The organism is Thalassotalea mangrovi (assembly GCF_005116735.1).
Classification (GTDB): Bacteria; Pseudomonadota; Gammaproteobacteria; order Enterobacterales; family Alteromonadaceae; genus Thalassotalea_A; species Thalassotalea_A mangrovi.
This window is the reverse complement of sequence record NZ_SWDB01000009.1, coordinates 35287-60974: the sequence shown is the minus strand read 5'-3', so window position 1 is coordinate 60974 and position 25688 is coordinate 35287. Positions and strand designations below refer to the sequence as shown.

The window sequence follows — 25688 nt, the reverse complement described above, 5'->3', positions numbered from 1 at the left end:
CAGGCATGGATTGCAAGGTGTTTCAATTTATAGGTTAAATTTGTCTTATATTCGACTATGCTATAGCGTAATAACCTAATGAAAATTCGGAGAAAATCATGCAAAAATCGGATCAGGGAAATGCGGCCCAGGAGGCCGCAGATAAGTTAAGCCTGTCTCAGGTACCAGAATTTTTCCATAAATATATCGACATGGTGGTCGACTTCACCATTACTCTGGTTATTGCGTTGGTGGTATTGCGCATTACCTTGTGGGTTGCCAACAGTATCGTCCGTTTTCTTAACCGGGCGATGGAAAAACGCGAGGTTGAGATTACCTTGCGTAAGTTCCTGCTCGATATCATTCACAGCATATTACGACTAATCTGCATCATTATCTTCGCATCGATGATAGGTATTGAAACCGCATCATTGATTGCCCTGTTAGGTGCGGCTGGTTTAGCGGTTGGCCTGGCATTGCAAGGCAGCCTATCTAACTTTGCCGGCGGAATTCTGATCCTGATGTACCGGCCGTTTAAAGCGGGTGACTTTATTGAAGCTCAGGGACAGAGCGGTACCGTGGAAGAAATCCAGATTTTTAATACCGTATTAAAAACGCCGGATAACAAGAAAGTGTTTATTCCTAACGGCATGCTTTCCAATGGCAGCCTGGTGAACTATTCGGCGGAAAATACCCGACGTGTCGACTTTGTGGTCAGTGTCAGCTATGACGATTCGATTAAGCTGGCAAAACAGGTGATTGGCGATCTTCTCGACAAGGAGAAGCGCATCCTCAGTGATAAATCGAGAACCCTGGTGGTCGGTGCCCATGGCGCAAACTCGGTAGATTTATACGTTCGGGTGTGGGTCAATCGCCCGGATTACTGGGATGTCTATTTTGATTTCATGGAAAATATTAAACTGGCCTTCGATGAAAACGGCTTGACCATTCCATATCCGCAACAGGATGTTTATATTCATCAGGTAGCCAACAAAGAATAGATTGCGCTAGACTGGGCGAAATTTTTGACGGTACGTATCGAGTACATGGAAAACTTTTCGCCCTCTTGCGAGCGTAATAAACAGGCTATTTATCAGCAGTTAGCAGCATATTTGCCGCAAAGTTACAGCATTTTTGAAGTTGGTAGCCTGTCGGGCCAGCATGCGCTACATTTCACCGGGCTACGTCCGGATATCCTCTGGCAATGTAGTGATATTGAAGACAACCTTCCCGCTTTAGCGACCAATATTCGCCATTACGGCGGCGAGTCGTTATTGCCACCAGTGGTGTGTGATCTTATCAATCAGGATTCGTGGCAACATTCGCCAGTTGATGGCCTGTATACTGCCAATACCTTGCATATTGTTGCCCCACAATTGGTAGAAAATTTTTTTACGGTCGCCAATAAACTGGTTAAATCTAAGGGCAAGTTGTTTATTTACGGGCCGTTTAAATACAATGGCCACTACACCAGCGCCAGCAATGCCGATTTTCAACTTTGGTTATTGGAGCGGGATCCAAATAGTGGCATTCGTGATTTTGAATGGGTCAATGCCCTGGCTACCGAAGCCAGGTTTTCGTTGCTGAATGATATCGCCATGCCCGCCAATAATCAGTTGCTCGTATTTCAGCGGGATTAGCGTATGATCTCGCTTCACTTTTAATAAAATGAGGGTTTAGCCCATGGGTTTTTGTCGATTGGTTTGTTTGACCTTTTCCGGATTATTGTCAGTTGCAGTGTGTGCCGGTGAAGACACAGCGAAAAGCCAGCAGGAGCTGGTGCAGAACTTTACTGAGATTCACCAGAATATGATGGCCAAGGTTGCGGTTGCCGACATGTTGTTTGGTTGCAAACTGGAAAAGCAGGAAGTCGAGGCCTCGGGTTCAGAGTTGCAAACTTATATTGTCGACACCGACCGAAACTCTCTGGCTGAGCAGTTGATGGCTTGTATTGGGGAAGAAAATATTGGTTCAGAAATGGCCTTGAATTTTGGCATTATTGGCTGTTTCAGCGATCAAACCAGGCATCTGGAACAACAAGAGCAACAGCAGAAAATGACCCAGGTTGCTGATGCGATGAAGGTGATTAGCAAAGAGGAGCGCCAAAAAAGTTTTACTCAATGTGTGAATAACCAGGCATTGCAATATCTGCAGGTAGAAAAATAACGCGCAAATTCATACGCTTAATCGCTAGAAAAAATGCCCGGACTTAGAGCCGGGCTTTTTTATGGGTGTTTATAAGTGATTACATACTCGGGAGTGCCTTTATTTGTTAATGGTAATGTGAATGGTTATCATTAGTATCTATATGATTTTATTGCGAAAAAAACGAAAAATTGCCGGGTTTGACCTATCCTTAATAGTGGGCTGATCAATTCAATTGAGGAATGTGATGAAAGGTAACAAAAAGGTAATTGAGGGGTTTAATGCGTTGTTGGCGAATGAGCTGGCAGCGATCGATCAATACTTTATTCATTCTCGAATGTACGATGATTGGGGTTTAAATCGTCTGTATCAGCGCCTCGATCACGAGCGGGAAGAAGAAACGGAACATGCGGATTTTCTGATCAAGCGCATGCTGTTTCTGGAAGGCACCCCTAACATGGTAAAACGTCGCGATTTAATGATTGGCAACGACGTTAAAGAAATGATGGAAAATGACCTGGTGCTGGAAATGGAAGTGGTGCAGTCATTGAAAGACGTTATCGGTATTTGTGAGGAAGAGCAGGATTATCAATCCCGGGAAATTCTCGAGAAGCTTTTGTACGACACGGAAGAAGATCATGTTTACTGGTTGGAAAAACAACTGGGTTTAATCGACAAGATAGGCATGAAAAACTACATTCAGTCGCAGATGGGCGACAATGATAGTGACCAATAGGAGTTGAGGATGAAAACATCGAAGGAGTTAATTCAGCAACTCAACAATGTCCTGGCCAATGAGTTAATCGCCATTAATCAGTATTTCCTGCATGCGAGGATGCATAAAAACTGGGGCTTTAAAGGGCTGAATAAGGCCGACTACAAGCGCTCGATTCGGGTCATGAAAAATGCCGATGATATTATCGAGCGAATTTTATTTCTCGAAGGCTTGCCTAATTTGCAACACTTGGGTCGGTTGCGCATCGGTGAGCACTGTGAAGAGATGATTGCCGCCAATTTAAGCTTTGAAATGGATTCATTGCAGACGTTGAAAGCCACCATCGCCTTTTGTGAACAACATCAGGACTATGTTAGCCGCGATATGCTGGAAGAGATCCTTGAATATCAGGAAGAGCAGATAGACTGGCTGGAAGCACAACAGTACTTGATCGATCATGCGGGTCTGAAAAATTACCTGCAGCAAATGATGGAAGAGGAATAGACGAGCGAGGTCTCAGGTCTCAGGTTTCAGAGGGGCGAGATCCCGGTCGACACCGGGATGACTAAGGTTTGGGCTGTTCGTTGTCACCGACGTAGGTCTGTCACCGAAAATGCGACAACAAGAGTATTTTATCCACCAGCGTAGCTTACCTCTTTAATATTGGCGTTGCGTAAGCATCGACAATAAACCTTTCCGTCATTTCCTGCCACGACAGGAAATCTCGGTCTATAGGTGGATAGAGCAGATCTCCACTTTCGCGGAGATGACGGGAAGTAAAGGTTTCGGGATTCAGGTTTCAGGTTTCAGGTTTAAGCACAAGCGACTTGGCAATTAACATGTGTACCTAACCGGTCCGTCATTTCCTACCACGACAGGAAATCTCGGTTTATAGATGGAAAGAGCTGATCTCCACTTTCGCGGAGATGACGGGAAGAGCGAGATTTCGGGATTCAGGTTTCAGCTTTCAAAGAGCGAGATCCCGGCTTTCGCCGGGATGACTGGGTTTTGGGTTGTGGGCTGTTTGTTGTCACTCTAAGTCAGCCATTGTCACCCTTAGTCAGCATTTGACATCCTCAACAGTCGGTATTTGTCACCTTTAGTCGGCATGTGACACCCTTAGATATCCACAAAAATCAGCTGCTTTCAGTGACACGCACAATAAAAAAGTCCGGTATCTCTACCGGACTTTTTTATACGGGGAAGAATTTTTTGATTAGGCGACGGCTTTTGCTTCGACGGCTAAATCCAACAGGCTTTCATCGAGTACCATTTTCGCCACCTGCGAACATTTACCACAGGTAGAGGCGATAGCCAGCTGAGTTTTCAGGCAGCGCATTGAACTTGCGCCTTCCGCCGTTGAATCTTTAATTTGTTGTTCGGTAATACCGTGACAAATACAAACGTACATGAGTGAATCTGTTGAAACATTGAACTGCTGTTAAGATTAATCTAAATGATAATGATTATCAACAATATTTGGGTTATAAAATTGTAAATTTTTAGGCAATTATTGCTCGTTATATCCATATTTAGTCTACAAACGTTGTTCTGCAGTGATATCAAATTACCTGTCCAATCTTGAGGCCTCATAGAACTCATTGATAAAATATTGGTTTTTTGATGTCTATGGAGTTGTTGTGAATAAAAGCTACATCACCAATACCATTGCCCTGGGTCTGGCGCTGGTCGGTTATTTTTTATCCCAGGATATTTTATTTTCAGTGGGTGTGTTCGCACTGTCTGGTGCTGTTACCAATGTATTGGCTATTCATATGCTGTTTGAACGCGTGCCCCTGCTCTATGGCTCCGGCGTGATTCCGTCGCAGTTTGAAGAGTTTAAGCGGGCGATTGCCAACATGATGATGACCCAGTTTTTTACCGATGAGAATATCGATAAGTTTCTTTCCCAGGGTGACGGCCAGGCGGTGCATTTCGACTTTTCTAATGTGATTCAAAAAGTCGATCTTGAACCGGCATTTAACTCATTAGTACAAACCATCGAAGAATCTTCATTTGGTAGCATGCTTGCCATGTTTGGCGGCAGCGAGGCTCTGCAACCGTTAAAACAGCCATTTATCGATAAGATGCAAACCTCATTATTAAACATCAGTGAACAGGATGCGTTTAATGAACTGGTGCGCGAGCAATTAGAACAACCGAATGTGATACGCGGTATGCGCGAAAAAGTAGAAGCCATTATCAACCAACGACTTGATGAGCTAACCCCGCAAATGGTTAAAGATATTATTCAGCAGATGATTCACAAACATCTTGGCTGGCTTGTGGTCTGGGGCGGCGTGTTTGGTGGTCTGATCGGCCTGGTGGTGGCACTGTTGTCTCGCTTTTTATAGTACACACTCAACTAGCTATAGGGCGATTGATTTTACCAAGTCAGTCGCCCTTTTTCTGCGTATAAAAAAGTTTGCAATATTTAATCAATTTCCCCCACTTTAGCCTTAATTTCCAACGACAACTAAGGTATGCTTTGCGCTTAACCCATCTTACTTTTTTCATTAAATAAGGTAGCAAAAACCATGTTTGGTAATTTATCAGCATTGCCAGCTGATCCTATTCTTGGGCTACTGGCAAAATATCGTCTTGACGAAAATCCTAATAAAATTGACCTTGGTGTCGGTGTCTATAAAAACGAATACGGTGATACCACCATACTGGATTGCGTTAAGAAAGCTGAAAAGTACCGATATGATAACGAAGAATCCAAGGTTTACATCGGTCCGGCCGGTTCACCGTTATTCAATGAAAAAATGACGGATCTCATTTTTGCTGAACATCAGGTCATTTCCGAAAATCGTGTACGCACGGTTTCTACCCCAGGCGGTACTGGTGCACTGCGTGTTGCCGCCGAGTTTATTCGTGCCTGTAAACCCGGTGCGACGGTTTGGGTGAGCGATCCGACCTGGGCAAACCACACTGGATTGTTCCAGGCATCAGGCCTGACGGTAAAAACTTACCCATATTACGATTATGAGAACAAATCGTTAAAGTTTGAGGAAATGAAAGCGGCATTATCGCAAGTTGCTGCTGATGATGTGGTGTTGTTGCATGCCTGTTGTCATAACCCAAGTGGTATGGACTTAGACCAGCAACAATGGCAGGAAATCGTTGAACTGGCCAAAAACGTTGGTTTCACGCCGCTAATCGATATGGCGTACCAGGGTTTTGGTGACGGTCTCGATGAAGATGCCTATGGTGTCCGTTTAATGGCAGCCAACGTCGAAGAAATGATCCTGTGCAGCTCATGCTCGAAGAACTTCGGTTTGTACCGTGAACGTATTGGTGCCTGCTCTATTATTGGCAAAGACATAGCGACGACAGACGTAGCCTATTCAGTATTATTGTCGGTAGTGCGTTGTATTTATTCAATGCCACCTGCACACGGTGCGGCGCTGGTTGAAACGATTTTATCGTCTGGCGAGCTAACTCAACAGTGGCACGCGGAACTGGCGGAAATGCGTAATCGTATCAATGATAATCGTCAGCTATTAGTGGATAACTTAAAAGCGCAGGGTGTTGAGCGTGATTTCTCATTCATTACCCGCCAGAAAGGCATGTTCTCGTTCCTGGGGATTACGCCGGAGCAGGTACAGCGCTTACAGGAAGAGTTCAGCATTTATATGGTCGGCTCTTCACGGATGAGCATTGCCGGTATTTCCCGCAGCAATGTTGAATACCTGGCGCAATCGATCGCTAAAGTATTATAACTAAAGCGCTAACAATCAGCCGGCATAGGGCCGGCTGACTTTTCTTCAAGCTAAGTTCAAAAATTCCGCAAAATTCGGTTGCCTGCTTACCATTAACTCGTTAATTTAGTTATTAAATCAGTACAATAACAATAATAAATACGAGTTTTTCATGAGCACTGGTAGCCATCATTCCAATGATGATGCTCGTAATGAGCACATTCAAATCAATATCAATGGCGAACTCTTTCCTCGCCAGCAAGCGAAAATTTCTGTTTTTGATTCCGGCTTTATCCTCGGCGATGGTGTCTGGGAAGGATTACGGTTGCATCATGGTAAACTGCCGTTTATCGACCAGCATTTAAAGCGCTTATATGAAGGTGCTAAAGCCCTGGATTTAGATATTGGCTTAACGCCTGAGCAGTTAAAACAACGGGTGATGGAAACCTGTATCGCCAATGATATGCAGGATGATGTGCATATTCGCCTGATGGTAAGCCGGGGCGTAAAATCGACGCCTTATCAGGATCCCAGGGTCACGGTTAGCCCGGCAACGATTGTTATCATTCCGGAGTATAAAGTGCCAGCACCTCAGACGGCTGATCGCGGGCTAAATCTGTATACCGTGTATGTGCGTCGGGGTTATCCTGATGTCCAGGATCCAAAACTCAACAGTCATTCCAAGCTTAACTGCATTTTTGGTTGCATTCAGGCAACCAAAGCCGGTGCCGACGAGGCCTTGATGCTTGACCCGCATGGTTTTGTTTCTACCTGTAATTCGACCCATTTCTTTATTGTTCGCAATGGCGAGGTATGGACCTCGACCGGTGACTATTGCCTGGCAGGGATCACGCGGTCGAACATTATCAAGCTTTGTAAGCTGGCGCATATTCCGGTTTATCAGAAAAACTTCTCCCTGGCCGAAGTCTATGGCGCCGATGAAGCATTCGTTACCGGTACCTTTGCCGGGGTAACGCCGGTGAAAACCGTCGATGGCCGTGATATTGGCGATTACCCGAGCCGACAAAGCAAAGGCCCGATGGTGCATCGCCTGCAACAACTGTATGCGCAGATGATTGCCAATGAATGTCACAACAGTTTGTTTGAAGTCTAACCAGAAGCCGTAACGGGAGTTGTTATGACCATACGACTGGCGATGTGGTCCGGACCACGAAATATATCGACGGCGATGATGCGCAGCTGGGAAAATCGTGCCGATTGTGAGGTGATTGATGAACCTTTTTATGCCTATTACCTCAAACATAGTGGCAAGGTACATCCGATGCAGGGCGAGATTCTCGCCAGCCAGCCGCAACAATGGCAACAGGTGGTTGAGCAATTACTGGCACCCAGGGATTGTCAGCTGTTTTATCAAAAGATGATGACCCATCATATGCTCGATGATGTCGATTTGAATTTTTGCCGGGAACTTAAGCATTGTTTTTTAATTCGTAATCCAGCGAATGTGGTCAAATCTTATGTTCAGAAAATCAGAGATGTGAGTGATGAAGATATTGGTATTAACCGGCAATGGCGCTTGTACCAGCAAATTTCGGCTATCACTGGTGAGAATATTCCGGTCATAGATAGCCAGGATGTCCTCAGAGATCCCGAGGGTATGTTAAGCGCTGTATGTGAGTACTTTGATTTGGATTTTGATACAGCCATGTTGTCATGGCCTGCGGGGCGCAGAGAGTCTGATGGCGCGTGGGCCCCACACTGGTATCAACGGGTAGAAGCCTCTACCGGTTTTGCTCCGTATCGATCTGATCCCATCAAACTAACCCCGGTACAACAAGCGGTTGCCGATGACAGCATGGACGCTTACCAGCAGATGTATGCAAAGCGAATCATTCCATAAAAAATCAAGGGGTCAGAGTTGTTGAAATTCAACAACTCTGACCCCTTGATTTTTAACCTTAGCTGAGATTCCCTGTCGAGGCAGGGAATGACTCAAGTTTTTTTTTGCTTTTCACTCGAAACAGCGTGTGCTCGGAGCTGATGACATCAGCGTGCTCGGAGTGACGTTTTTTGTCACGTGCTCGGAGTATCGTTTACGATACGTACTCAGGGAGTTCTAACTCCCGTTTACACCCGAACTGTTCTTTTCTTAGAGAAAACCCTATTTTTAGTTTAAAATAGCGACTTTTAATTTTGATCAATTTGGAGAGCCCGTGTCGGTCCCCGGTAATTTGTTTATTCTTTCTGCGCCAAGTGGTGCAGGTAAGTCGAGCCTTATCAAAGCCTTATTGGCGCAACCCAGCGAACGTGCTATGCAGGTTTCGGTATCTCATACCACCCGTGCACCACGTCCGGGTGAGGTAAATGGCGAACATTACCATTTTGTCTCGGTGGATGAATTTAAGGCTCTGATTGAAGATAATGCGTTTTACGAATGGGCTGAGGTATTTGGTAACTATTACGGTACCTCTGAAGCCGCTATTGACGCGCAGCTGCAGCAAGGCATCGACGTGTTCCTTGATATCGACTGGCAGGGAGCGCAACAGGTACGTCTGCGCCATCCGCAGGTAACCACCATTTTTATCTCGCCGCCCAGCAAAGACGAGCTATTAAAGCGCCTGCAATCCCGGGGTCAGGATAGCGACGAAGTGATTGGCGAACGCATGGCCCAGGCCAAATCCGAGTGCTCACATTTTGAAGAATTCGATTACATTGTGGTTAACGATGATTTTGAAACAGCGCTGGCGGATTTAACCACCATCGTTAACAATCAGCGCCTGAAGCGTTCCCAACAGGCAATTAAACATCAGCAGATGTTCCAGAAGTTGCTGGCGGATTAAATCGCTCTTGCTGATGCAAAAGATCTTAATTCACGGAAAAAGATCCTATGCATATCTAGCATAAACTTTAAGCATTTAGTAAACTACACAATCTTATAAAATATCTGTGGGTTTATAACCCTTGGCACTTGGAGTAAATACATGGCTCGCGTTACTGTTGAAGATGCAGTTGATAAAGTTGGTAATCGTTTTGATTTGGTATTGATCGCGTCACGTCGCGCTCGTCAAATCGCCACTGGTGGTAAAGATGCATTGGTTGAGATTGAAAATGACAAGCCAACCGTACTGGCATTGCGTGAAATCGAAGCCGATTTAATAAATACCGAAATCATGGACAATGCTGATCGCCAGGAACAGGTACAACAAGACTCTGCAGAGTTAGCTGCTGTTGCTGCAATCGTAGGCAACCAGATTTAATAGATCCCCAGCCAATGGCCTTGCACTCTGCTTAGCCATTGGCTTTCTTACATTTTCCACGTATTCTTAGATCAGCCCCTTCTGATTATCACCTGATTGTATTCCCTGGGAGAAATGGGTGTACTTATTTGAACCTTTAAAAAAACAAGCCGAGAGCTATTTACCTGCTGAGCAAATTGACATGCTCAAAAAGGCCTATCTGGTAGCATATGATGCTCATGATGGACAGATGCGCTCAAGCGGAGATCCCTACATTACTCATCCGGTCGCAGTTGCCCGCAACTTAGCGGAAATGCACCTGGATCATGAGACATTAATGGCGGCGTTGCTTCATGATGTCATTGAAGATACGGAAATCACTAAGGATGAACTGGCGGAATTATTTGGTTCTACGGTTGCTGAGCTGGTTGAAGGGGTCAGTAAACTCGATAAGCTAAGTTTTAGCTCCAAGCAGGAAGCGCAGGCGGAAAACTTTCGGAAAATGATCCTGGCCATGGTGCAGGATATTCGGGTCATTCTGATTAAGCTGGCGGATCGCACCCATAACATGCGCACTTTGGGGGCACTTCGTCCCGATAAACGCCGCCGTATTGCCCGCGAAACCCTGGATATCTATGCGCCGATCGCGAATCGCCTGGGTATTCATGGGATCAAGAATGAACTGGAAGTGCTTGGCTTTGAAGCCCTGTATCCAATGCGCTCACGGGCGCTGAAACAGGCAGTCAAGCAGGCCCGTGGTAACCGTAAGGAAATCATCCTTAATATTCAGAATGAGATTGAATCACGCCTCGAAGAATCGGGAATTGAGGCTCAGGTTATTGGCCGGGAAAAGCATTTGTATTCCATTTACCGCAAGATGCTTAATAAAGAACTGATGTTCAATGAAGTGATGGATATCTATGCGTTTCGGATCATTGTCGATAACAAAATCGATACCTGTTATCGCTGTTTAGGTGCCGTCCATAACCTGTTTAAACCCATTGAAACCCGCTTTAAAGATTACATCGCGATTCCTAAAAGTAACGGTTATCAATCGCTGCATACTTCGTTAATCGGGCCACACGGGATTCCGGTGGAAATCCAAATCCGTACTAAGGATATGGATCAAATGGCGGACCGGGGTGTCGCCGCACATTGGTTGTATAAGCAAGATGGCGACGATGATAGTGGTACAACGGCTCAGGTACGGGCGCGTAAATGGATGCAGAGCCTGTTAGAGTTACAGCAAAGTGCTGGTAGCTCATTCGAATTTATTGAAAACGTAAAAACTGACCTGTTCCCGGAAGAGATTTACGTCTTTACCCCGGAAGGTAAAATCATTGAATTGCCGATGGGGGCTACCGCCGTCGATTTTGCCTATGCGGTACACTCTGACGTTGGTAACAGCTGCGTTGGCGCCAAGGTTGAACGCAAGCCCTATCCGTTGCGCCAGCCATTACTATCGGGTCAGACGATTGAAATTATTACCGCCAGTGGTGCCCATCCCAATGCGACCTGGCTAAACTTCGTGGTTACCGCCAAGGCGCGCTTGCAAATCCGTCATTATTTGCGTTCCCAGGAAAAGAACCAGTCACTGGCACTGGGTAAACGCCTGTTAACGCATGCTTTAGGGCAAACCAAGCTGGAAGATATTCCAGAGGATAAGATCGAGCAGGTGGTTAATGACACTGGTTATCACTCGATGGACGAGTTGATGATCAATATCGGTCTGGGTAATGCGTTAAGTATTGGTATTGCCCGTCGCCTGACCGGCGATTTTACCTCTGAGAATGATGAACCGGTATACGGTAAAGCAAAAATGCCGATCAAAGGCTCAGAAGGCATGCTGGTGACTTATGGTAAATGCTGTCACCCGATTCCAGGCGATGACATTGTTGCCTATATTTCTTCCGGTAAAGGATTGATGGTGCATCAGCACGGCTGTCGAAACATAAGTGGCCGGGAAAAAGAACTAGGTAAATTCTTCCCGGTTAAATGGGATCCGGATGTCGATAATGAATTTATTGCCCTGTTGCGGGTCGAGATTATTAATCACCAGGGCGTACTGGCAAAGTTAACCACAGTGATTTCCCAGTGTGAGTCGAATATTCGCACGCTCAATACCGAAGAAAAAGATTCAAACCTGTACCTGATTTCGATCGAACTCACCTGTCGAAACCGGGTGCATATTGCTAATATCATTCGCAAGATCAAAATAATGCCGGATGTACAAAAAGTGATTCGGCCACGAAAATAATAATGTATAAACGCAACAAGGAATTAACATGAAAACCATCATATCAACCGATGATGCCCCAAGCGCGATCGGTACTTATTCACAAGCCGTAAAGGTCGGCAATACGGTCTATTTATCAGGCCAAATCCCATTAGATCCACAAACCATGGAAGTGGTATCCGATGACTTTAGTGAACAGGCCGAGCAGGTGTTTAAAAATCTGGCGGCAGTATGTGAAGCTGCTGGTGGTGAAATCAATGATATGGTGAAAGTAAACATCTTTTTAACGGATTTAAGTGTATTTGCCACCGTTAATGAGATTATGGCGAAATATTTTTCTCAACCCTACCCGGCTCGTGCCGCGATTGGCGTAAACGAACTTCCTAAGGGCGTTGCCATTGAAATCGACGGTATTATGAAAGTGCCGAGCGTAAATTAGTAAAGACTGACATTATGACCCCGCAAAGACATCAGCGTATTCTTGACATGCTAAACAAACGTCAAGTGGATTTAACCGTGTGTATGGAAGGGGTTCATAAGCCTCACAACCTGGCTGCCGTTGTTCGCACCTGCGATGCCATTGGCATCCACGATGTTCATGCCATCTGGAAAAATGAACGGATGCGCGTTGGCGGTGGCAGTGCCGTTGGTTCACAGAACTGGGTCAATGTTCATCATTATGATAACACCCGGGATGCGGTGCTGCGGTTAAAAGAGCAGGGAATGCAGGTACTGGTCACCAACCTTTCGGAAACGTCTGTCGATTACCGGGAAATTGATTACACCAAACCAACGGCGATTATTCTTGGCCAGGAAAAATTTGGTGCCAGTGAAGAAGCCCTGGCGCTTGCCGACCAGGACATTATTATCCCGATGGTGGGGATGGTGCAATCATTGAATGTGTCGGTAGCCTGTGCAGTAACCCTGTATGAAGCGCAACGGCAACGTCAACTTGCCGGCATGTATGATACCCCTAGCAACATCTCTGATGAAGAACGCAACCGGGTATTATTCGAGGGTGGCCATCCTATTTTTGCCAAGGCCTGTAAACGCAAAGGCCTGCCCTATCCGCAAATTGATGAAGAAGGCCACATTGTTGCCAGTGATGACTGGTGGCAGAAAATGCAAATGAACCAGGAAGCCTGGGAAGATTTAGATTCATAATCATGACAACGATGCGCCAGGGACAGGTTCAGGAAGGACTGAATAAACTCGCACAAACACCGGTGACGGTGCTCAAAGGAGTTGGTCCTGGCGTTGCGGCAAAGTTAGAAAAAATCGGCCTGAACACGCTTCAGGACGTGTTGTTCCACTTACCTTTACGCTATGAAGACCGTACCCGGGTATATGCCATCCGCGATTTGTTACCCGGGTTACACACCTCGGTCATCGGAGAGGTGGTTGACTGTCAGATAAGCTATGGCCGAAAGCGCATGCTGTTGTGTCGCATTAATGACGGCACCGGCGAACTTACCTTACGCTTTTTTCACTTTTCCGCCGCCCAGAAAAACAATTTAAGTGTCGGCACCATGTTACGTTGCTTTGGCGAAATTCATCGCGGTGCCCGCGGCTTTGAAATTATCCATCCGGAATATAAAAAATTCGACTCCGATGAACCCCACATTGCAGTCGAAGAAAACCTGACTCCGGTATATCCGACGACCGACGGCCTGCGCCAGGTAAGCCTGCGTAATATATGCGATCAGGCATTACAGCGTTTAAAGCGCGGCAGTGTCGAAGACCTATTGCCCGCCGGTACCTTTGATGAGGCCATCTCCCTGGTCGAGGCAATTCAGATTATCCACCGCCCACCCGCCGATGTGGCGTTGACGGCACTGGAAGAAGGTCGTCATCCGGCGCAACTTAGGCTGATCAAAGAAGAGTTGTTGGCACACAATCTCAGCATGTTGAAACTGCGCCAATCGAGCGATAAACATGCCGCCATTCCGTTACACATCGATGCCCAACTGGAGCGTACTTTCCTGGATTCCCTGCCCTTTTCGCCCACCAATGCGCAACAGCGAGTGGTTAACGAACTGCGCGAGGATTTGGCCAAACCGGTGCCTATGATGCGCCTGGTTCAGGGTGATGTAGGTTCCGGAAAAACCCTGGTAGCGGCATTGGCGGCATTGACGGCGATTGGCCAGGGGTATCAGGTGGCGCTCATGGCACCGACGGAAATTCTCGCCGAGCAACACGCAATAAATTTCAGTAACTGGTTTTCACCTTTAGGTATTAACGTTGGTTGGCTGGCATCGAAAAGCAAAGCTAAGGTCAAGCAGCATGCCCTGCAGGCCATTAGCGATGGCAGTATGCAAATGGTGGTCGGTACTCATGCGCTATTTCAGGAACAGGTACAGTTTGCCAATATGGCGTTGATTATCATCGATGAGCAACATCGGTTTGGGGTACATCAGCGCCTTGAACTCAGGGAAAAGGGTAAAATTGATGATTGTTATCCGCATCAATTAATTATGACCGCGACGCCAATTCCGAGAACCCTGGCAATGACCGCCTACGCAGATTTAGATACCTCGGTCATTGATGAATTGCCACCGGGGCGAACCCCAATCAAGACTGTTGCGATTGCCGATGTGCGCCGTGACGAGGTTATCGACCGGGTACGTTTGTCCTGTACGGAGCAGAACCGCCAGGCTTATTGGGTTTGTACCCTCATTGAAGAGTCTGAAGTGCTCGAATGCCAGGCCGCAGAAGATACCGCAAATTATTTACAGGCGCAGTTACCGCAATTGAAAGTCGGTTTAGTCCATGGACGTATGAAACCGACCGAAAAACAGGAAATCATGGATGCCTTTAAAGCCGGGGACATTCATTTACTGGTGGCGACGACGGTCATCGAAGTTGGCGTTGATGTACCGAATGCCAGTTTGATGATCATTGAAAATCCGGAACGGCTTGGCCTGGCGCAATTGCATCAGCTGCGTGGTCGGGTTGGCCGTGGTGGCGTGGCCTCCCATTGTGTGTTGATGTACAAAAGCCCATTATCGAAAACCGCAACCAAGCGTTTATCGGTATTGCGGGAATCGAATGATGGCTTTTTGATTGCCCAGCGGGACCTGGAAATTCGCGGCCCGGGAGAACTCCTGGGTACCCGACAAACCGGTTTGGCAGAGCTAAAAATAGCCGATTTAGTTCGCGATGGCGATCTAATTCCCGACATCCTACCCAAAGCCAGCGAACTATGGCGTCATCATCCTGATGTTGCCCAGGCATTAATTCAGCGCTGGCTCGGCAATAAAGAGAAATACTCGAACGCCTAATTACTGTCGGGGTTTGCTCCTGCTGCGGGCTTTGCAGTAAACTACCTATAATTACCTATTCGGATCCAAGTTGATGACTATCGATAAAAATTCCACCACGGATTTTGGCTATAAACAGGTCAAAACTGAAGAGAAAGAGCAACTGGTTGCAGGCGTATTTCACTCCGTAGCCCAGCAATACGACATCATGAATGATTTGATGTCATTCGGCATTCATCGCTTGTGGAAGCGCTTTACCATAGATGCCAGTGGTGCCCGTCCCGGCAACAAGGTTCTCGATCTTGCCGGTGGTACCGGTGATTTGACGGCGAAATTTTCAAAAATCGTTGGTGCTAATGGCCAGGTGGTCTTGGCTGACATCAATAGCTCGATGCTCAATGTGGGCCGCGATAAGTTAAGAGACCTCGGCGTCGTTGGTAATGTTGATTATGTGCAGGCAAATGCTCAGGCATTGCCATTTGAAGATAACACCTTTGATATTGTTACCATCGCCTTTGGCCTGCGCAATGTCACCGACAAAGATGAAGCATTGCGCTCGATTTATCGGGTATTAAAGCCAGGTGGTCGCTTGTTGGTTCTTGAGTTTTCCAAGCCTGAGCACGAGTTACTGAATAAGGTCTACGATTTCTACTCATTCAATATTTTGCCCAAAATGGGTGATATCGTTGCCAAAGATGGTGACAGCTATGAGTATCTGGCGGAGTCGATTCGCATGCATCCGGATCAGGAAACCCTGAAAGCGATGATGGAAACGGCAGGATTCGAACAGACCAGTTACCATAACCTGACTGGTGGTATCGTTGCTTTGCACAAAGGATTTAAATTCTAACATGTGGCTACCCGGGCTAATGCCACAATTGCTCTGCGGGGCGTTGGAGAAAGTGATTAATTCGACGTTATCACTGGATCCAAAACAGGCAACTGCCTTGCAGCAGATGGACCAGCAGGCATTGACGTTACAATTGCAGGAATTGCCATTTGCCATGGCCTTTATGGTTAGTCAGGGACAAGTGTTGGTGATGGCTACGCGCATTGAGCACAGCTGCTATCTGGCGACGGATATCTCGACCTTGCCTAAGCTTACCAAGCCCGAGTTATTGCCTGAGCTGATCAAAGTCGGTGCCATTGAAATCGAGGGCGATATTCAGCAAGCACAGCGATTTGCGCAATTGGGTCAGTCGTTGGATATTGACTGGCAACAACAACTGGCGCAGCACCTTGGTGATGTGCCAACCCATTATTTAACGAAAATAATGCAAAAAGTAAGGCAAAAGGCCCGCTTTGCCAAGCGCCAGGTTGAACAGGATGCCAGCGAATACCTGCTTTATGAACAACCCGTGTTGGTGAACCAGGCAGTTACTGACGATTTTAATCGCCAGGTCAGCACTTTAGCTGCCGATACCGATAAGCTTGAGCAACGTCTTAATCAATTGAAACAATCCCTGATAGCGAAGGAATAACGTGCGCAGTCAACGACTCTATCAAATCATTAAAACCTTTTTGCAGTATGGGTTAGATGACCTGTTACCAAAGCATAAAATCCCCTGGTACGGCAAGCTTATCAGGTGGAGCTTTTTCTGGTTGCAAAACCAGCATAAAGATAAGTCACTGGAACAACGATTTCGCCTGGCTATTGAGTCATTGGGACCGGTATACATAAAATTCGGACAGATGCTGTCGACCCGACGTGATCTACTGACACCGGCCTTTGCTGATGAGTTGGCGCGTTTGCAGGATAATGTGGAGCCATTTGACGGTAAACTGGCTAAACAGCGAATTATTGATGCCATTGGCAGCGACAAGTTCAGTCAGGCTTTCCTTGAGTTTGATGAGGCGCCGCTGGCCTCCGCCTCCATTGCCCAAGTGCACGCGGCGAAGATGATGCGAGCCGAAGATGATGAAGCGATCAATGTGGTGATCAAAGTGATTCGCCCGGGCATTGATGCCATTATTCTTGCCGATATCGAAGTGATGCAAATGTTTGCCGGATTAGTGAGCCGCTATTACCACGAAGGTAAACGCCTGCGTCCGGTGGAGGTCGTGGAAGAATATCGCAAGACCATTATCGATGAGCTTGATCTGTTGCGTGAAGCGGCCAATTCGATTCAACTGAAACGTAATTTTGCCGATGACAAGGTGCTGTATGTACCAGAAGTGTATAGTGATTATTGCAGCAAAGAAGTGATGGTGCTGGAACGCATTTACGGTATTGGCGTTGGTGAGGTGGCACAGTTAAAAGCTGCCCATGTAAACATGCAATTACTGGCAGAGCGCGGCGTACAGGTATTTTTTACCCAGGTATTTCGCGACAGCTTTTTCCATGCGGATATGCATCCCGGTAATGTCTTTGTCGATGTCACCAACCCTGAGGATCCGACCTGGATTGCCATTGATTGTGGTATTGTCGGCACTCTGAATAAGGAAGATAAGCGTTATCTGGCAGAAAACTTCGTTGCCTTTTTTAATCGCGATTATCATCAGGTGGCACAATTACACGTCGATTCTGGCTGGGTGCCAGTGGATACCAATGTTGAAGAATTTGAATTTGCGATTCGTACCGTTTGCGAACCGATTTTCGAAAAACCGTTGGCGGAAATCTCTTTTGGCCAGGTGTTAATTAACCTGTTCAACACCGCCCGTCGCTTTGATATGGAAGTACAGCCACAACTAGTGTTGTTGCAAAAAACCTTACTATATATTGAAGGTCTTGGCCGGCAACTTTACCCGGAGTTGGATCTCTGGAAAACCGCGAAACCTTATCTGGAAGATTGGGTGAAAGAGCAGATGGGGCCAAAGGCCTTGTTCAATCAGGTTAAAGAAAACCTGCCGTTCTGGGGTGAAAAGTTACCGGAAATTCCCGATCTGGTATACGACTACTTAAAAACCAGCCAGCAAAGCAAAGTCAATCAGCTAACCCTGGTAAAACAGATGCAACAACAGCATTTGCAAAGCAAGCGCCTGCAACTGACAGTGATATCCGTAGGCCTGTTAATCGCTTCAAGTGTGGTGGCGACTCAGGAGTTTTATCAGTTGGCGGCAATTGGCGGTGTCAGCGGCCTGATCCTGATGCTGCGCTCCCTGAAAGATTAGACCCACAGCGCAGTCACCACTGGTCAGGATTGGTATAACCACATTCTCTGACCAGCACGCCAGTCCGTTCTTCACCGACGGATTACTTGCTTTGTTTGGTGAAATATCCCTCAACCCGTAATGCAATACCTGGTGAGGTATCAAAGTTGCGGTCGTCTTCCCATAACAGGAAAGGCTCTACTTCAAAAAACAACCATTTGCGAATTGCATTGACTCGATACCGGTATCCTAAGCGATATTCGGTAATCTCAAAGCCGTTGTCACCCCAGCGCTCGCCTTCAATGGTCAAATTGGTGACCGATGCCCGGCGGTGGTCGTGTTGTTTAAAATAAAACAGGCCATGACGCCAGCGCGCTCCTGAATAAGATTCGGAACCACTGATCGAATAGTTTATCTGTAATTGTCGATCTAACTTAGGCGTGTAAGCATATTGCAAATAGAGACGGGAACCAAAGCCATCGTCGAGAAAGTAATAGACTGAGGGTTCCGCTTTAAAAGCGTGGGTTTTGGTGTAATCGGTTTGCAGTTTTAATCGGGCGCGGGTGAAAATGTCGCCACCGGAGATACCAATACGGGTATCGATATAACTGCTTTCTTCGTCGCGGTTAATGACCCGCAGCGCTGCGGTAAATCGTTCATCTTCCAGGTCTCGGGTAATTGGCAACTCGTTATTGTAGCTTTCGACGCCACTGGCATCCGCTTCGTCATCGGAAAATATCAAATCAACTTTATTCTCAAGGTGAGGCAGGCGCAGGCGGATGCGAAATCGTTGGGTAAATTCCCCCCAGTTCGCGGCACTTGGTTCCCAGCCAAGGCGGATTCGCGCCAGCGATCTCGGGTTAGCTTGTTCTTCTTCGTCATTAGCAAAAAAACTGTCGAACCACAGGGCGGTATTGAAAAAAGTATCACTGACGGCACCATGAAAACCCTCCAACCAGTGTTGCTCATCACCACTGGGTGCAGAATTCTCTTTTTGTTGGTCGATAGCGGTGACCTCGATGACTTCAATTTCTGGATCGGATGACTGTTGCTGAGCCTGGATATCTCCGGTATTCAACAACATCCCCAGCGCGAAGCACCAAATCACCTTATTGTTATTGTTCACGATGCACAGTAATAAGGTTGATAAGACGTTGGAATTATTGTTTTTTAACTATAGCAGAAACGAATTCGATAATTAAAATAGCTCTAAGCTACAAGGCGTTGGTGTCAGTTATTTGTAGGGCCGTCATTTCCTGCTACGACAGGAAATCTCGTCCAATTTTAAAAAGCGAGATCCCGGCCGTCGCCGGGATGACCATAAATTGGGTTTACCTGATTCAGGCGATAAGTTATCGACAAGGCGAGCATGATCCAGTAACTTGCTGATAGCAACCTGCCGCTTATCGCTTGCAGCTTAAAGCTAATCAGCGTTGTGAAAATTCCCAACGCTGATTAAGGGTATAATTAAACTATGACTCGACTTATAATAAGAACAATATCGTAAAAAGGAATCTAACTATGGCTGGAATAAGTCTTTGGCAATTACTGATCGTACTGGTCATCGTCATTTTGTTGTTTGGCACAAAACGTTTGCGTAATCTGGGCGGGGATTTGGGCTCGGCGTTTAAAGGCTTTAAAAAAGCCATCAATGACGACGATGCTAATAAAGAAGACACGCCGAAAGAGCAGTTGGCTGAGAAGTCCAAGGCAGAGCAAACCGACGCTAACGTTAAAGAGAAAGACCAGGCCTAATCCGTTATGTTTGATATTGGCTTTTGGGAGCTAATGGTGATCGCTGTAATGGGCCTGGTTATCCTGGGTCCAGACCGCTTGCCGACTGCGATTCGTTCGGTACGCCAGTGGGTACGCAACATTCAGCGATTCAGTCATAATGTACAGACTGAACTAAAAGAAGAATTGCGAATTCACGAGCTTCATAACAACCTCAAAGAAGCAGAAAAACAAGGCTTTGAAAACTTAACTGCAGACGTCAAAGAGTCTGTCGAAAGCCTGAAAAAAGCCGCTGATGAAGCCACCCGCCCTTATGCAGATGCAGTAAACGACGAGAGTAAGAAAAATAATGACGGATGATCACAGCCAGGGCTCATCTTTATTTGATCACCTGCTGGAATTACGCAATCGCCTGTTGGCTATGGTCGCATCCATTCTGGTCATCTTTTTGTGCCTTGCCTATTTCGCCAAAGATATTTATCGGGCGCTAGCGAAACCCTTAGTTGAAGTGATGCCTGAGGGTACCAATATGATCGCCACCCATGTCGCATCTCCTTTCCTGGCACCTTTTAAACTGACCCTGGTGGTATCGATCTTTATCGCCATGCCTTATATGCTCTATCAACTCTGGAAGTTTGTAGCCCCGGGACTCTATAAAAATGAAAAGCGCTTGGTTGCCCCGCTATTATTTGGCAGTAGCTTTTTATTTTATGCAGGTATCGCCTTTGCCTACTTTGTGGTGTTTCCGCTGGCGTTTGCGTTTTTTAACTCGGTTACACCGGAAGGTGTCGTCATTGCCACTGATATCAGCAGTTACCTGGACTTCGTGCTAAAAATATTTTTTGCCTTTGGAGCGGCATTTGAAATCCCTATCGCAATTATATTGATGTGCTGGACCGGTTTTACCACACCAGCAAAACTCCGCGAAAAGCGTCCTTATGTCATAGTTTCGGTATTTGTTATCGGCATGTTATTGACGCCGCCAGATGTAATTTCGCAAACCCTGTTGGCGATACCCATGTGGTTATTGTTTGAATTAGGTATTATCCTGTCGTCATTTTATCGTAAACGAGCGACAGAAGAGGAAGTGAGTGAATAATGAAAACCTGGATTAATCTACTACTGTTAACGTCGTTACCTTTCGCGGCAACTGCTACTAATGATATCGACCCTTTATTGTGGGGCTGTAGTGAAATTAGTGATGATAGCAAACGCCTGGCTTGCTTTGACGCATACCTTAAGCAAAAAAGCCAACAGCCTTCCGTGCCAGCTAAATCAACAGAACCTGAGGTAGACAACGTAGCCAACGATGCCGTTGTGCCAGTAAGCCCACAGCCTACTCGTCAGCAGGTAGAACAACAGTTTGGTCTCGAGCATAAGAAAACAGAAGCGGAACAGGAAGTGTCTGAGATCAGCTCTACACTGGCGAAGGTGCAGGAGCGAGCCCATAATGCCTGGTCATTTACCCTGGATAATGGCCAGCAATGGCAAACGGTTGAATCTACTTCAACTCGTTTTAAAAAAGGCCAGGAAGTGATCATCAAACGCGGTATGTTCAATTCATTTTCGCTGAAAAAAGCGGACTCAAACAGAACGGTAAAAGTTAAACGTATCGATTAACATGACGACATCGTTAGTTGATATTGGTGTAAATTTAACCAACTCGAGATTCGACAAGGACCGCGACCTGGTAATTGCACGGGCGAGGGCCGCCGGGGTCAAAGAGATGGTAATAACCGGTACCAGTGTCGATGAAAGCCAGGCGGCCTTGCGCCTTTGCGAGCACGATCCTGATTTATATTGTACTGCTGGCGTTCATCCTCATGATGCGGATAACGTGAGCGCTGATTACCTGCAGCAGCTCACGCGACTTTGCAGCAATGACAAAGTGAAAGCGGTTGGTGAATGCGGTCTCGATTTTAATCGCAACTTTTCAACGCCTGCCAATCAAAAACGGGTTTTCACCGAACATCTGGCTTTGGCGGCTGAATTACAATTGCCGTTGTTTTTGCATCAACGGGATGCGTTCGATACCTGGCAAGCGATTATCAATGAGCAGCGACATGCTTTGGTCGGTGGTGTATCACATTGCTTTACTGGCAACTTACAGGAATTAAAGCAGGTATTGGACATGGGGTTTTACGTGGGTATCACGGGCTGGGTCTGTGATCCTAAGCGAGGTCAGGAATTGTATGATATTGTTCGTTACATTCCCCTGGACCGCTTGTTGATTGAAACCGATGCCCCATACCTGACCCCTAAGAATATTCGTCCACGACCGAAAAGTAGCCGTAATGAACCCGGGTACTTACCTCATGTGGCAGACACTCTGGCATCGGCAATGGCGATAGATAAACACGTATTGATAACGAAAACTACTGAAAACGCCCGGCGTCTTTTTCAATTGAATGGAGATATGTAGAGCATGAACTCTTTTGGCCAATTTCCCGCAAGACGCATGCGTCGTATGCGCAAAGATGACTTTTCCCGTCGTTTAATGGCGGAGAATCAATTGACCGTGAACGATTTAATTTACCCGGTATTTGTGCTCGAAGGAGAGAATCAGCGAGAAGCCATCCCTTCGATGCCGGGGATTGAACGCAAGAGTATTGATTTACTGCTGGAAGAGGCACAGGAGTTGGTAGATCTAGGTATACCGGCGATTGCCATATTTCCGGTGACTCCTACGGAACAAAAATCACTGATGGCGGAACAAGCCTATAATCCACAAGGGTTAGCACAGCGTACCGTCAGGGCATTGAAAGAAAAATTTCCCGAGCTCGGTGTGATCACCGATGTTGCCCTGGACCCGTTTACTACCCATGGTCAGGATGGCATTATCGATGAACAGGGATATGTATTAAATGATGTGACTACAGAAGTATTGGTTAAGCAGGCATTGTCTCATGCCCAAGCCGGTGCTGATGTCGTGGCGCCTTCAGACATGATGGATGGTCGCGTTGGTGCCATCCGTGAAGCGTTGGAAGATAATGGTTTTGTAAACACCCGGATTCTTGCCTACTCGGCCAAATATGCATCTAATTATTATGGACCGTTCCGAGATGCCGTAGGCTCGGCGGGAAATATTAAAGGTGGCAATAAATATTCTTACCAGATGGATCCGGCAAATTCCGATGAAGCGATGCAGGAAATTGCCCAGGACCTGGCCGAAGGTGCCGATATGGTAATGGTTAAGCCGGGAATGCCATATCTGGACATCGTACGCCGTGTTAAAGATGAATTTAAAGTGCCCACATATGCTTATCAGGTTAGTGGTGAATATGCGATGCATATGGCGGCGATACAAAACGGCTGGCTTGCCGAACAACCGTCTGTCATGGAAGGGCTACTGGCATTTAAACGCGCCGGCGCCGACGGCATCCTGACTTATTTTGCTAAGCAAGTGGGCTATTGGCTAAAAGAGGCCAAAAAGTAATTTATTGGCCTCTTTGAGCCAATAGGCATGCAGGATTCAGGTTTCAGGTCGCGGAGAGCGAACGGCCTTTGAGTAAAGCATCAGTTTAAATGCGTCAGATAAAGTCTCTGAAGCCTGAACCCTGAGACCTGAGATCTAAAGTCAGTAGAGTCCGAGGCTTAGGATTCTCCGCCAAAACAATTAAGCAATTGGCTTCTTTGAGCCAATAGGCATGCAGGATTCAGGTTTCAGGTCTCGGATGGCGAACGGCCTTTGAGTAAAGCATCAGTTTAAATGCGTCAGATAAAGTCTCTGAAGCCTGGACCCTGAGACCTGAGATCTAAAGTCAGGAGAGTCCGAGGCTTAGGACTCTCCGCCAAAATAATACTCATACTCATCGATCATCGCTTTCAGCTTTTTGTCTTTACGTAAATCCTGTAAAAACATCGGAACCGTGGATTCCACCCAGGCTTTGGCTTCGTCGGTCAATTCCTGATTAGGCCCAGCCCATAAAAAGCCCGCGTCAGTGAAATTCTTGCTGTAGGAAAACTCACTGATGGTATTTTTTTGTAACCGTATGCGGTAGTAAATGGTTAAGTCATTATTACTGACAACCGGTACCAGTCCCAAGGTGCTTGCCGACAACAAACCCGTGGTAAATTGTGATACCTGACCACCCTGGGTGGCATGGTTTTCCACAAAGGATGCCAGTAAAAACGGACTGCCGTGGAGGTCTTTTTCAAGATTAACCAGTAATGGGTCTTTGATCAGCAAATCAAAGTTAATGTTATCGTCGACGGTGCTGATGAATTTCATCGCCGGAAAAGCCTGCTTAATTAAAATAGCCTCTTCACCTTCCGTCATTGGATTCGCCATGGCGTTGGTTAACGATAACCATAAGCCGGCCATTACCATCATTCGTTTGTTCATCATTGTTCTCCTTACTGGTAACAGGCAACTTGCGCCGTTGATGCTAACGTTGCTTCATTAACGGAGGTTGAGCTGATTTCGCTGGCTTGAGTTGCATAGGCAATCTGGTTACGGTCTAAAAAACGACTAACGTATTGACCATTTAACGCAAAATTGATGTTTTGCGGTACGATACCTTCTTTAATCAGCTCGGCAACGTTTAAGGTACTGGTCACGACACCGATGGCTTCGCCAGATTCGGAGACAATAGCACCGCCACTAGAACCCGGCTGGATCGGCGCGCTGAACTGAAATAAACCTAAGGAACCCTGCAGAGCCTTTTTCGAGGTAACATTACCTAAGGTTAGGTTTGGTGAACTGGCTAGTAATCCTTTTAACGGATAGCTTACTGATACCACTTTTTCGCCTAGTTCCAGGTCACCGGCAGCACGGATTGCCAGATAATCACTAGATTCGATATCGGTTGCCAGTAACGCCAGGTCAAGTAATTGACTGGTATTGGCAATTTTTGCATCGTACACCTGATCGGCAAATTTAATTTTGGTTACCAGGCAGTCACGAATGACGTGCTCCGCGGTTAACAGGTGCCCCGTTTTGTTAATTAAAAAAGCGGTGCCACTGCTGCGAGGTTTTTCTTCATCAATCAACAAATTGGTATTCACATCCTGCATAGCTAACGTTGCCGGATATTTCTCAGCGGTAGGCAGGTGTTTGTTTAACACGCGCACAACCAGTTGCTGCATTGCTTTGTATGTGGAGTTAAAAAACGCCGCATCGGTTTGCGAATAATTTAGCCCCGCTTTGTTACTGACTTTGCCCTGATTAATCACCTTGCCGGTCGTATCAAACAGCTTATAATCAAACGAAGCGATTATCTGCCCATACTCAAATTGCCAGTCAGGCTTGATATCCAGTAGTAAACCGATGGGCTTGTCCGAGCTGACGTCAAGGAAAGAGACGTCGGAAAAATAGGGAGAAAACGCGGCTGCTACCCCTTCCCTCAGGGCCTTACCAGGTTTGTGTAAGCCATTGGAATAGAATTCGCTTTCCAATTCGGATTTGGCGATGTAGATACTAAGTACTGTCTCGTTAGGTATCTGTACCGATTTGCTGACTTTGAACTTATTTTTCGCGGGATCGGTACTGACCCGGGCGGTGTTGGCACAACCAAAGACTAAAAGCGCGCAACAAAATGATAAAAACAGGTTGTGGGACTTCATATTTGTTTCTCTTGTTATGATAAAGCTTGTCACATTGACTGCTCAGTACAGGCTTTTTTCTGG

At 46.5% G+C, this 25688-nt stretch carries 28 protein-coding genes; 24 read left to right on the top strand and 4 right to left on the bottom strand.

Annotated features, from left to right (window positions below; genetic code table 11):
* Positions 1 to 98 precede the first annotated feature (98 nt).
* The 5 genes from E8M12_RS04440 to bfr (E8M12_RS04420) all read left to right on the top strand — a co-directional run bounded on the left by E8M12_RS04440 (position 99) and on the right by bfr (E8M12_RS04420) (position 3343).
* Positions 99 to 980: a mechanosensitive ion channel family protein gene (locus tag E8M12_RS04440; RefSeq protein WP_136734883.1), complete on the top strand. Its 882-nt coding sequence runs from the start codon at positions 99 to 101 to the stop codon at positions 978 to 980.
* A gap of 24 nt (positions 981 to 1004) precedes the next feature.
* The gene (locus E8M12_RS04435; protein ID WP_136734882.1) at positions 1005 to 1619 is read left to right on the top strand and encodes a DUF938 domain-containing protein; all 615 of its coding nucleotides are present in this window, start codon (positions 1005 to 1007) and stop codon (positions 1617 to 1619) included.
* A 43-nt stretch (positions 1620 to 1662) separates the two neighbouring features.
* Positions 1663 to 2145 carry a hypothetical protein gene (locus E8M12_RS04430; RefSeq protein WP_136734881.1) on the top strand — a complete coding sequence of 161 codons (483 nt, stop codon included), beginning with the start codon at positions 1663 to 1665 and terminating at the stop codon, positions 2143 to 2145.
* Between the two features lie 226 nt (positions 2146 to 2371).
* Complete coding sequence (bfr, locus tag E8M12_RS04425) at positions 2372 to 2860, top strand: bacterioferritin (protein ID WP_136734880.1); 489 nt, start codon at positions 2372 to 2374, stop codon at positions 2858 to 2860.
* A 9-nt stretch (positions 2861 to 2869) separates the two neighbouring features.
* The gene (gene bfr / locus E8M12_RS04420; RefSeq protein WP_136734879.1) at positions 2870 to 3343 is read left to right on the top strand and encodes a bacterioferritin; all 474 of its coding nucleotides are present in this window, start codon (positions 2870 to 2872) and stop codon (positions 3341 to 3343) included.
* A gap of 712 nt (positions 3344 to 4055) precedes the next feature.
* Here the strand turns inward: bfr (E8M12_RS04420) and E8M12_RS04415 are convergent.
* Positions 4056 to 4250, bottom strand: a complete 195-nt coding sequence (locus E8M12_RS04415) for a (2Fe-2S)-binding protein (RefSeq protein ID WP_136734878.1) — start codon at positions 4248 to 4250, stop codon at positions 4056 to 4058.
* A gap of 229 nt (positions 4251 to 4479) precedes the next feature.
* On the opposite strand from E8M12_RS04415, the gene E8M12_RS04410 reads away from it, so the two are divergent.
* The 13 genes from E8M12_RS04410 (at position 4480) to ubiB (ending at position 18347) form a co-directional block, all read left to right on the top strand.
* Positions 4480 to 5193: a DUF445 family protein gene (locus E8M12_RS04410; protein ID WP_136734877.1), complete on the top strand. Its 714-nt coding sequence runs from the start codon at positions 4480 to 4482 to the stop codon at positions 5191 to 5193.
* Positions 5194 to 5376: 183 nt separating this feature from the next.
* Positions 5377 to 6564, top strand: coding sequence for an amino acid aminotransferase (locus E8M12_RS04405; protein ID WP_136734876.1), 1188 nt, complete (start codon positions 5377 to 5379; stop codon positions 6562 to 6564).
* A gap of 151 nt (positions 6565 to 6715) precedes the next feature.
* Entirely contained in the window at positions 6716 to 7657 is a 942-nt protein-coding gene (locus tag E8M12_RS04400; protein WP_136734875.1) for an aminotransferase class IV, read from the top strand.
* Between the two features lie 24 nt (positions 7658 to 7681).
* Complete coding sequence (locus E8M12_RS04395; RefSeq protein ID WP_136734874.1) at positions 7682 to 8404, top strand: sulfotransferase-like domain-containing protein; 723 nt, start codon at positions 7682 to 7684, stop codon at positions 8402 to 8404.
* Positions 8405 to 8717: 313 nt separating this feature from the next.
* Positions 8718 to 9344, top strand: coding sequence for a guanylate kinase (gmk, locus tag E8M12_RS04390; RefSeq protein ID WP_136734873.1), 627 nt, complete (start codon positions 8718 to 8720; stop codon positions 9342 to 9344).
* A gap of 141 nt (positions 9345 to 9485) precedes the next feature.
* On the top strand, positions 9486 to 9761 hold the full coding sequence (gene rpoZ, locus E8M12_RS04385; protein ID WP_136734872.1) for a DNA-directed RNA polymerase subunit omega: 276 nt from the start codon (positions 9486 to 9488) through the stop codon (positions 9759 to 9761).
* A gap of 118 nt (positions 9762 to 9879) precedes the next feature.
* Positions 9880 to 11997 carry a bifunctional GTP diphosphokinase/guanosine-3',5'-bis pyrophosphate 3'-pyrophosphohydrolase gene (gene spoT / locus E8M12_RS04380; RefSeq protein WP_136734871.1) on the top strand — a complete coding sequence of 706 codons (2118 nt, stop codon included), beginning with the start codon at positions 9880 to 9882 and terminating at the stop codon, positions 11995 to 11997.
* A gap of 28 nt (positions 11998 to 12025) precedes the next feature.
* A complete protein-coding gene (locus E8M12_RS04375; protein ID WP_136734870.1) occupies positions 12026 to 12415 on the top strand; it encodes a RidA family protein in 390 nt (129 codons plus the stop codon).
* A 14-nt stretch (positions 12416 to 12429) separates the two neighbouring features.
* Positions 12430 to 13140 carry a tRNA (guanosine(18)-2'-O)-methyltransferase TrmH gene (gene trmH, locus E8M12_RS04370; protein WP_136734869.1) on the top strand — a complete coding sequence of 237 codons (711 nt, stop codon included), beginning with the start codon at positions 12430 to 12432 and terminating at the stop codon, positions 13138 to 13140.
* 2 nt (positions 13141 to 13142) lie between these two features.
* Positions 13143 to 15257, top strand: a complete 2115-nt coding sequence (gene recG / locus E8M12_RS04365; RefSeq protein WP_438363453.1) for an ATP-dependent DNA helicase RecG — start codon at positions 13143 to 13145, stop codon at positions 15255 to 15257.
* 73 nt (positions 15258 to 15330) lie between these two features.
* The gene (gene ubiE / locus E8M12_RS04360) at positions 15331 to 16086 is read left to right on the top strand and encodes a bifunctional demethylmenaquinone methyltransferase/2-methoxy-6-polyprenyl-1,4-benzoquinol methylase UbiE (RefSeq protein ID WP_136734868.1); all 756 of its coding nucleotides are present in this window, start codon (positions 15331 to 15333) and stop codon (positions 16084 to 16086) included.
* A 1-nt stretch (position 16087) separates the two neighbouring features.
* Entirely contained in the window at positions 16088 to 16717 is a 630-nt protein-coding gene (locus tag E8M12_RS04355; RefSeq protein ID WP_136734867.1) for a ubiquinone biosynthesis accessory factor UbiJ, read from the top strand.
* A 1-nt stretch (position 16718) separates the two neighbouring features.
* Positions 16719 to 18347, top strand: coding sequence for a ubiquinone biosynthesis regulatory protein kinase UbiB (gene ubiB, locus E8M12_RS04350; RefSeq protein WP_136734866.1), 1629 nt, complete (start codon positions 16719 to 16721; stop codon positions 18345 to 18347).
* A gap of 82 nt (positions 18348 to 18429) precedes the next feature.
* On the opposite strand, the gene E8M12_RS04345 is transcribed toward ubiB, so the two are convergent.
* Entirely contained in the window at positions 18430 to 19452 is a 1023-nt protein-coding gene (locus tag E8M12_RS04345; protein WP_136734865.1) for a hypothetical protein, read from the bottom strand.
* Between the two features lie 395 nt (positions 19453 to 19847).
* On the opposite strand from E8M12_RS04345, the gene tatA reads away from it, so the two are divergent.
* From tatA to hemB, 6 genes are read left to right on the top strand one after another with little or no spacing between them, the layout of a single operon-like run.
* Positions 19848 to 20081 carry a Sec-independent protein translocase subunit TatA gene (gene tatA, locus E8M12_RS04340; protein ID WP_136734864.1) on the top strand — a complete coding sequence of 78 codons (234 nt, stop codon included), beginning with the start codon at positions 19848 to 19850 and terminating at the stop codon, positions 20079 to 20081.
* Between the two features lie 6 nt (positions 20082 to 20087).
* On the top strand, positions 20088 to 20420 hold the full coding sequence (gene tatB / locus E8M12_RS04335) for a Sec-independent protein translocase protein TatB (protein ID WP_136734863.1): 333 nt from the start codon (positions 20088 to 20090) through the stop codon (positions 20418 to 20420).
* Positions 20410 to 21159: a twin-arginine translocase subunit TatC gene (gene tatC / locus E8M12_RS04330; RefSeq protein ID WP_136734862.1), complete on the top strand. Its 750-nt coding sequence runs from the start codon at positions 20410 to 20412 to the stop codon at positions 21157 to 21159. Before tatB ends, tatC begins: the two co-directional genes overlap by 11 nt.
* Positions 21159 to 21680 (top strand): hypothetical protein, encoded by a 522-nt coding sequence (locus tag E8M12_RS04325; protein ID WP_136734861.1) that lies wholly within the window; start codon positions 21159 to 21161, stop codon positions 21678 to 21680. Before tatC ends, E8M12_RS04325 begins: the two co-directional genes overlap by 1 nt.
* A 1-nt stretch (position 21681) precedes the next feature.
* A complete protein-coding gene (locus E8M12_RS04320) occupies positions 21682 to 22482 on the top strand; it encodes a TatD family hydrolase (RefSeq protein ID WP_136734860.1) in 801 nt (266 codons plus the stop codon).
* Between the two features lie 3 nt (positions 22483 to 22485).
* A complete protein-coding gene (gene hemB, locus E8M12_RS04315; RefSeq protein WP_136734859.1) occupies positions 22486 to 23496 on the top strand; it encodes a porphobilinogen synthase in 1011 nt (336 codons plus the stop codon).
* A gap of 342 nt (positions 23497 to 23838) precedes the next feature.
* Here hemB and E8M12_RS04310 read toward each other — a convergent pair whose 3' ends face one another.
* Both E8M12_RS04310 and E8M12_RS04305 read right to left on the bottom strand, forming a co-directional pair.
* Entirely contained in the window at positions 23839 to 24408 is a 570-nt protein-coding gene (locus E8M12_RS04310; RefSeq protein ID WP_136734858.1) for a hypothetical protein, read from the bottom strand.
* Between the two features lie 8 nt (positions 24409 to 24416).
* Positions 24417 to 25625 carry a S1 family peptidase gene (locus E8M12_RS04305; protein ID WP_136734857.1) on the bottom strand — a complete coding sequence of 403 codons (1209 nt, stop codon included), beginning with the start codon at positions 25623 to 25625 and terminating at the stop codon, positions 24417 to 24419.
* Positions 25626 to 25688: the final 63 nt, after the last annotated feature.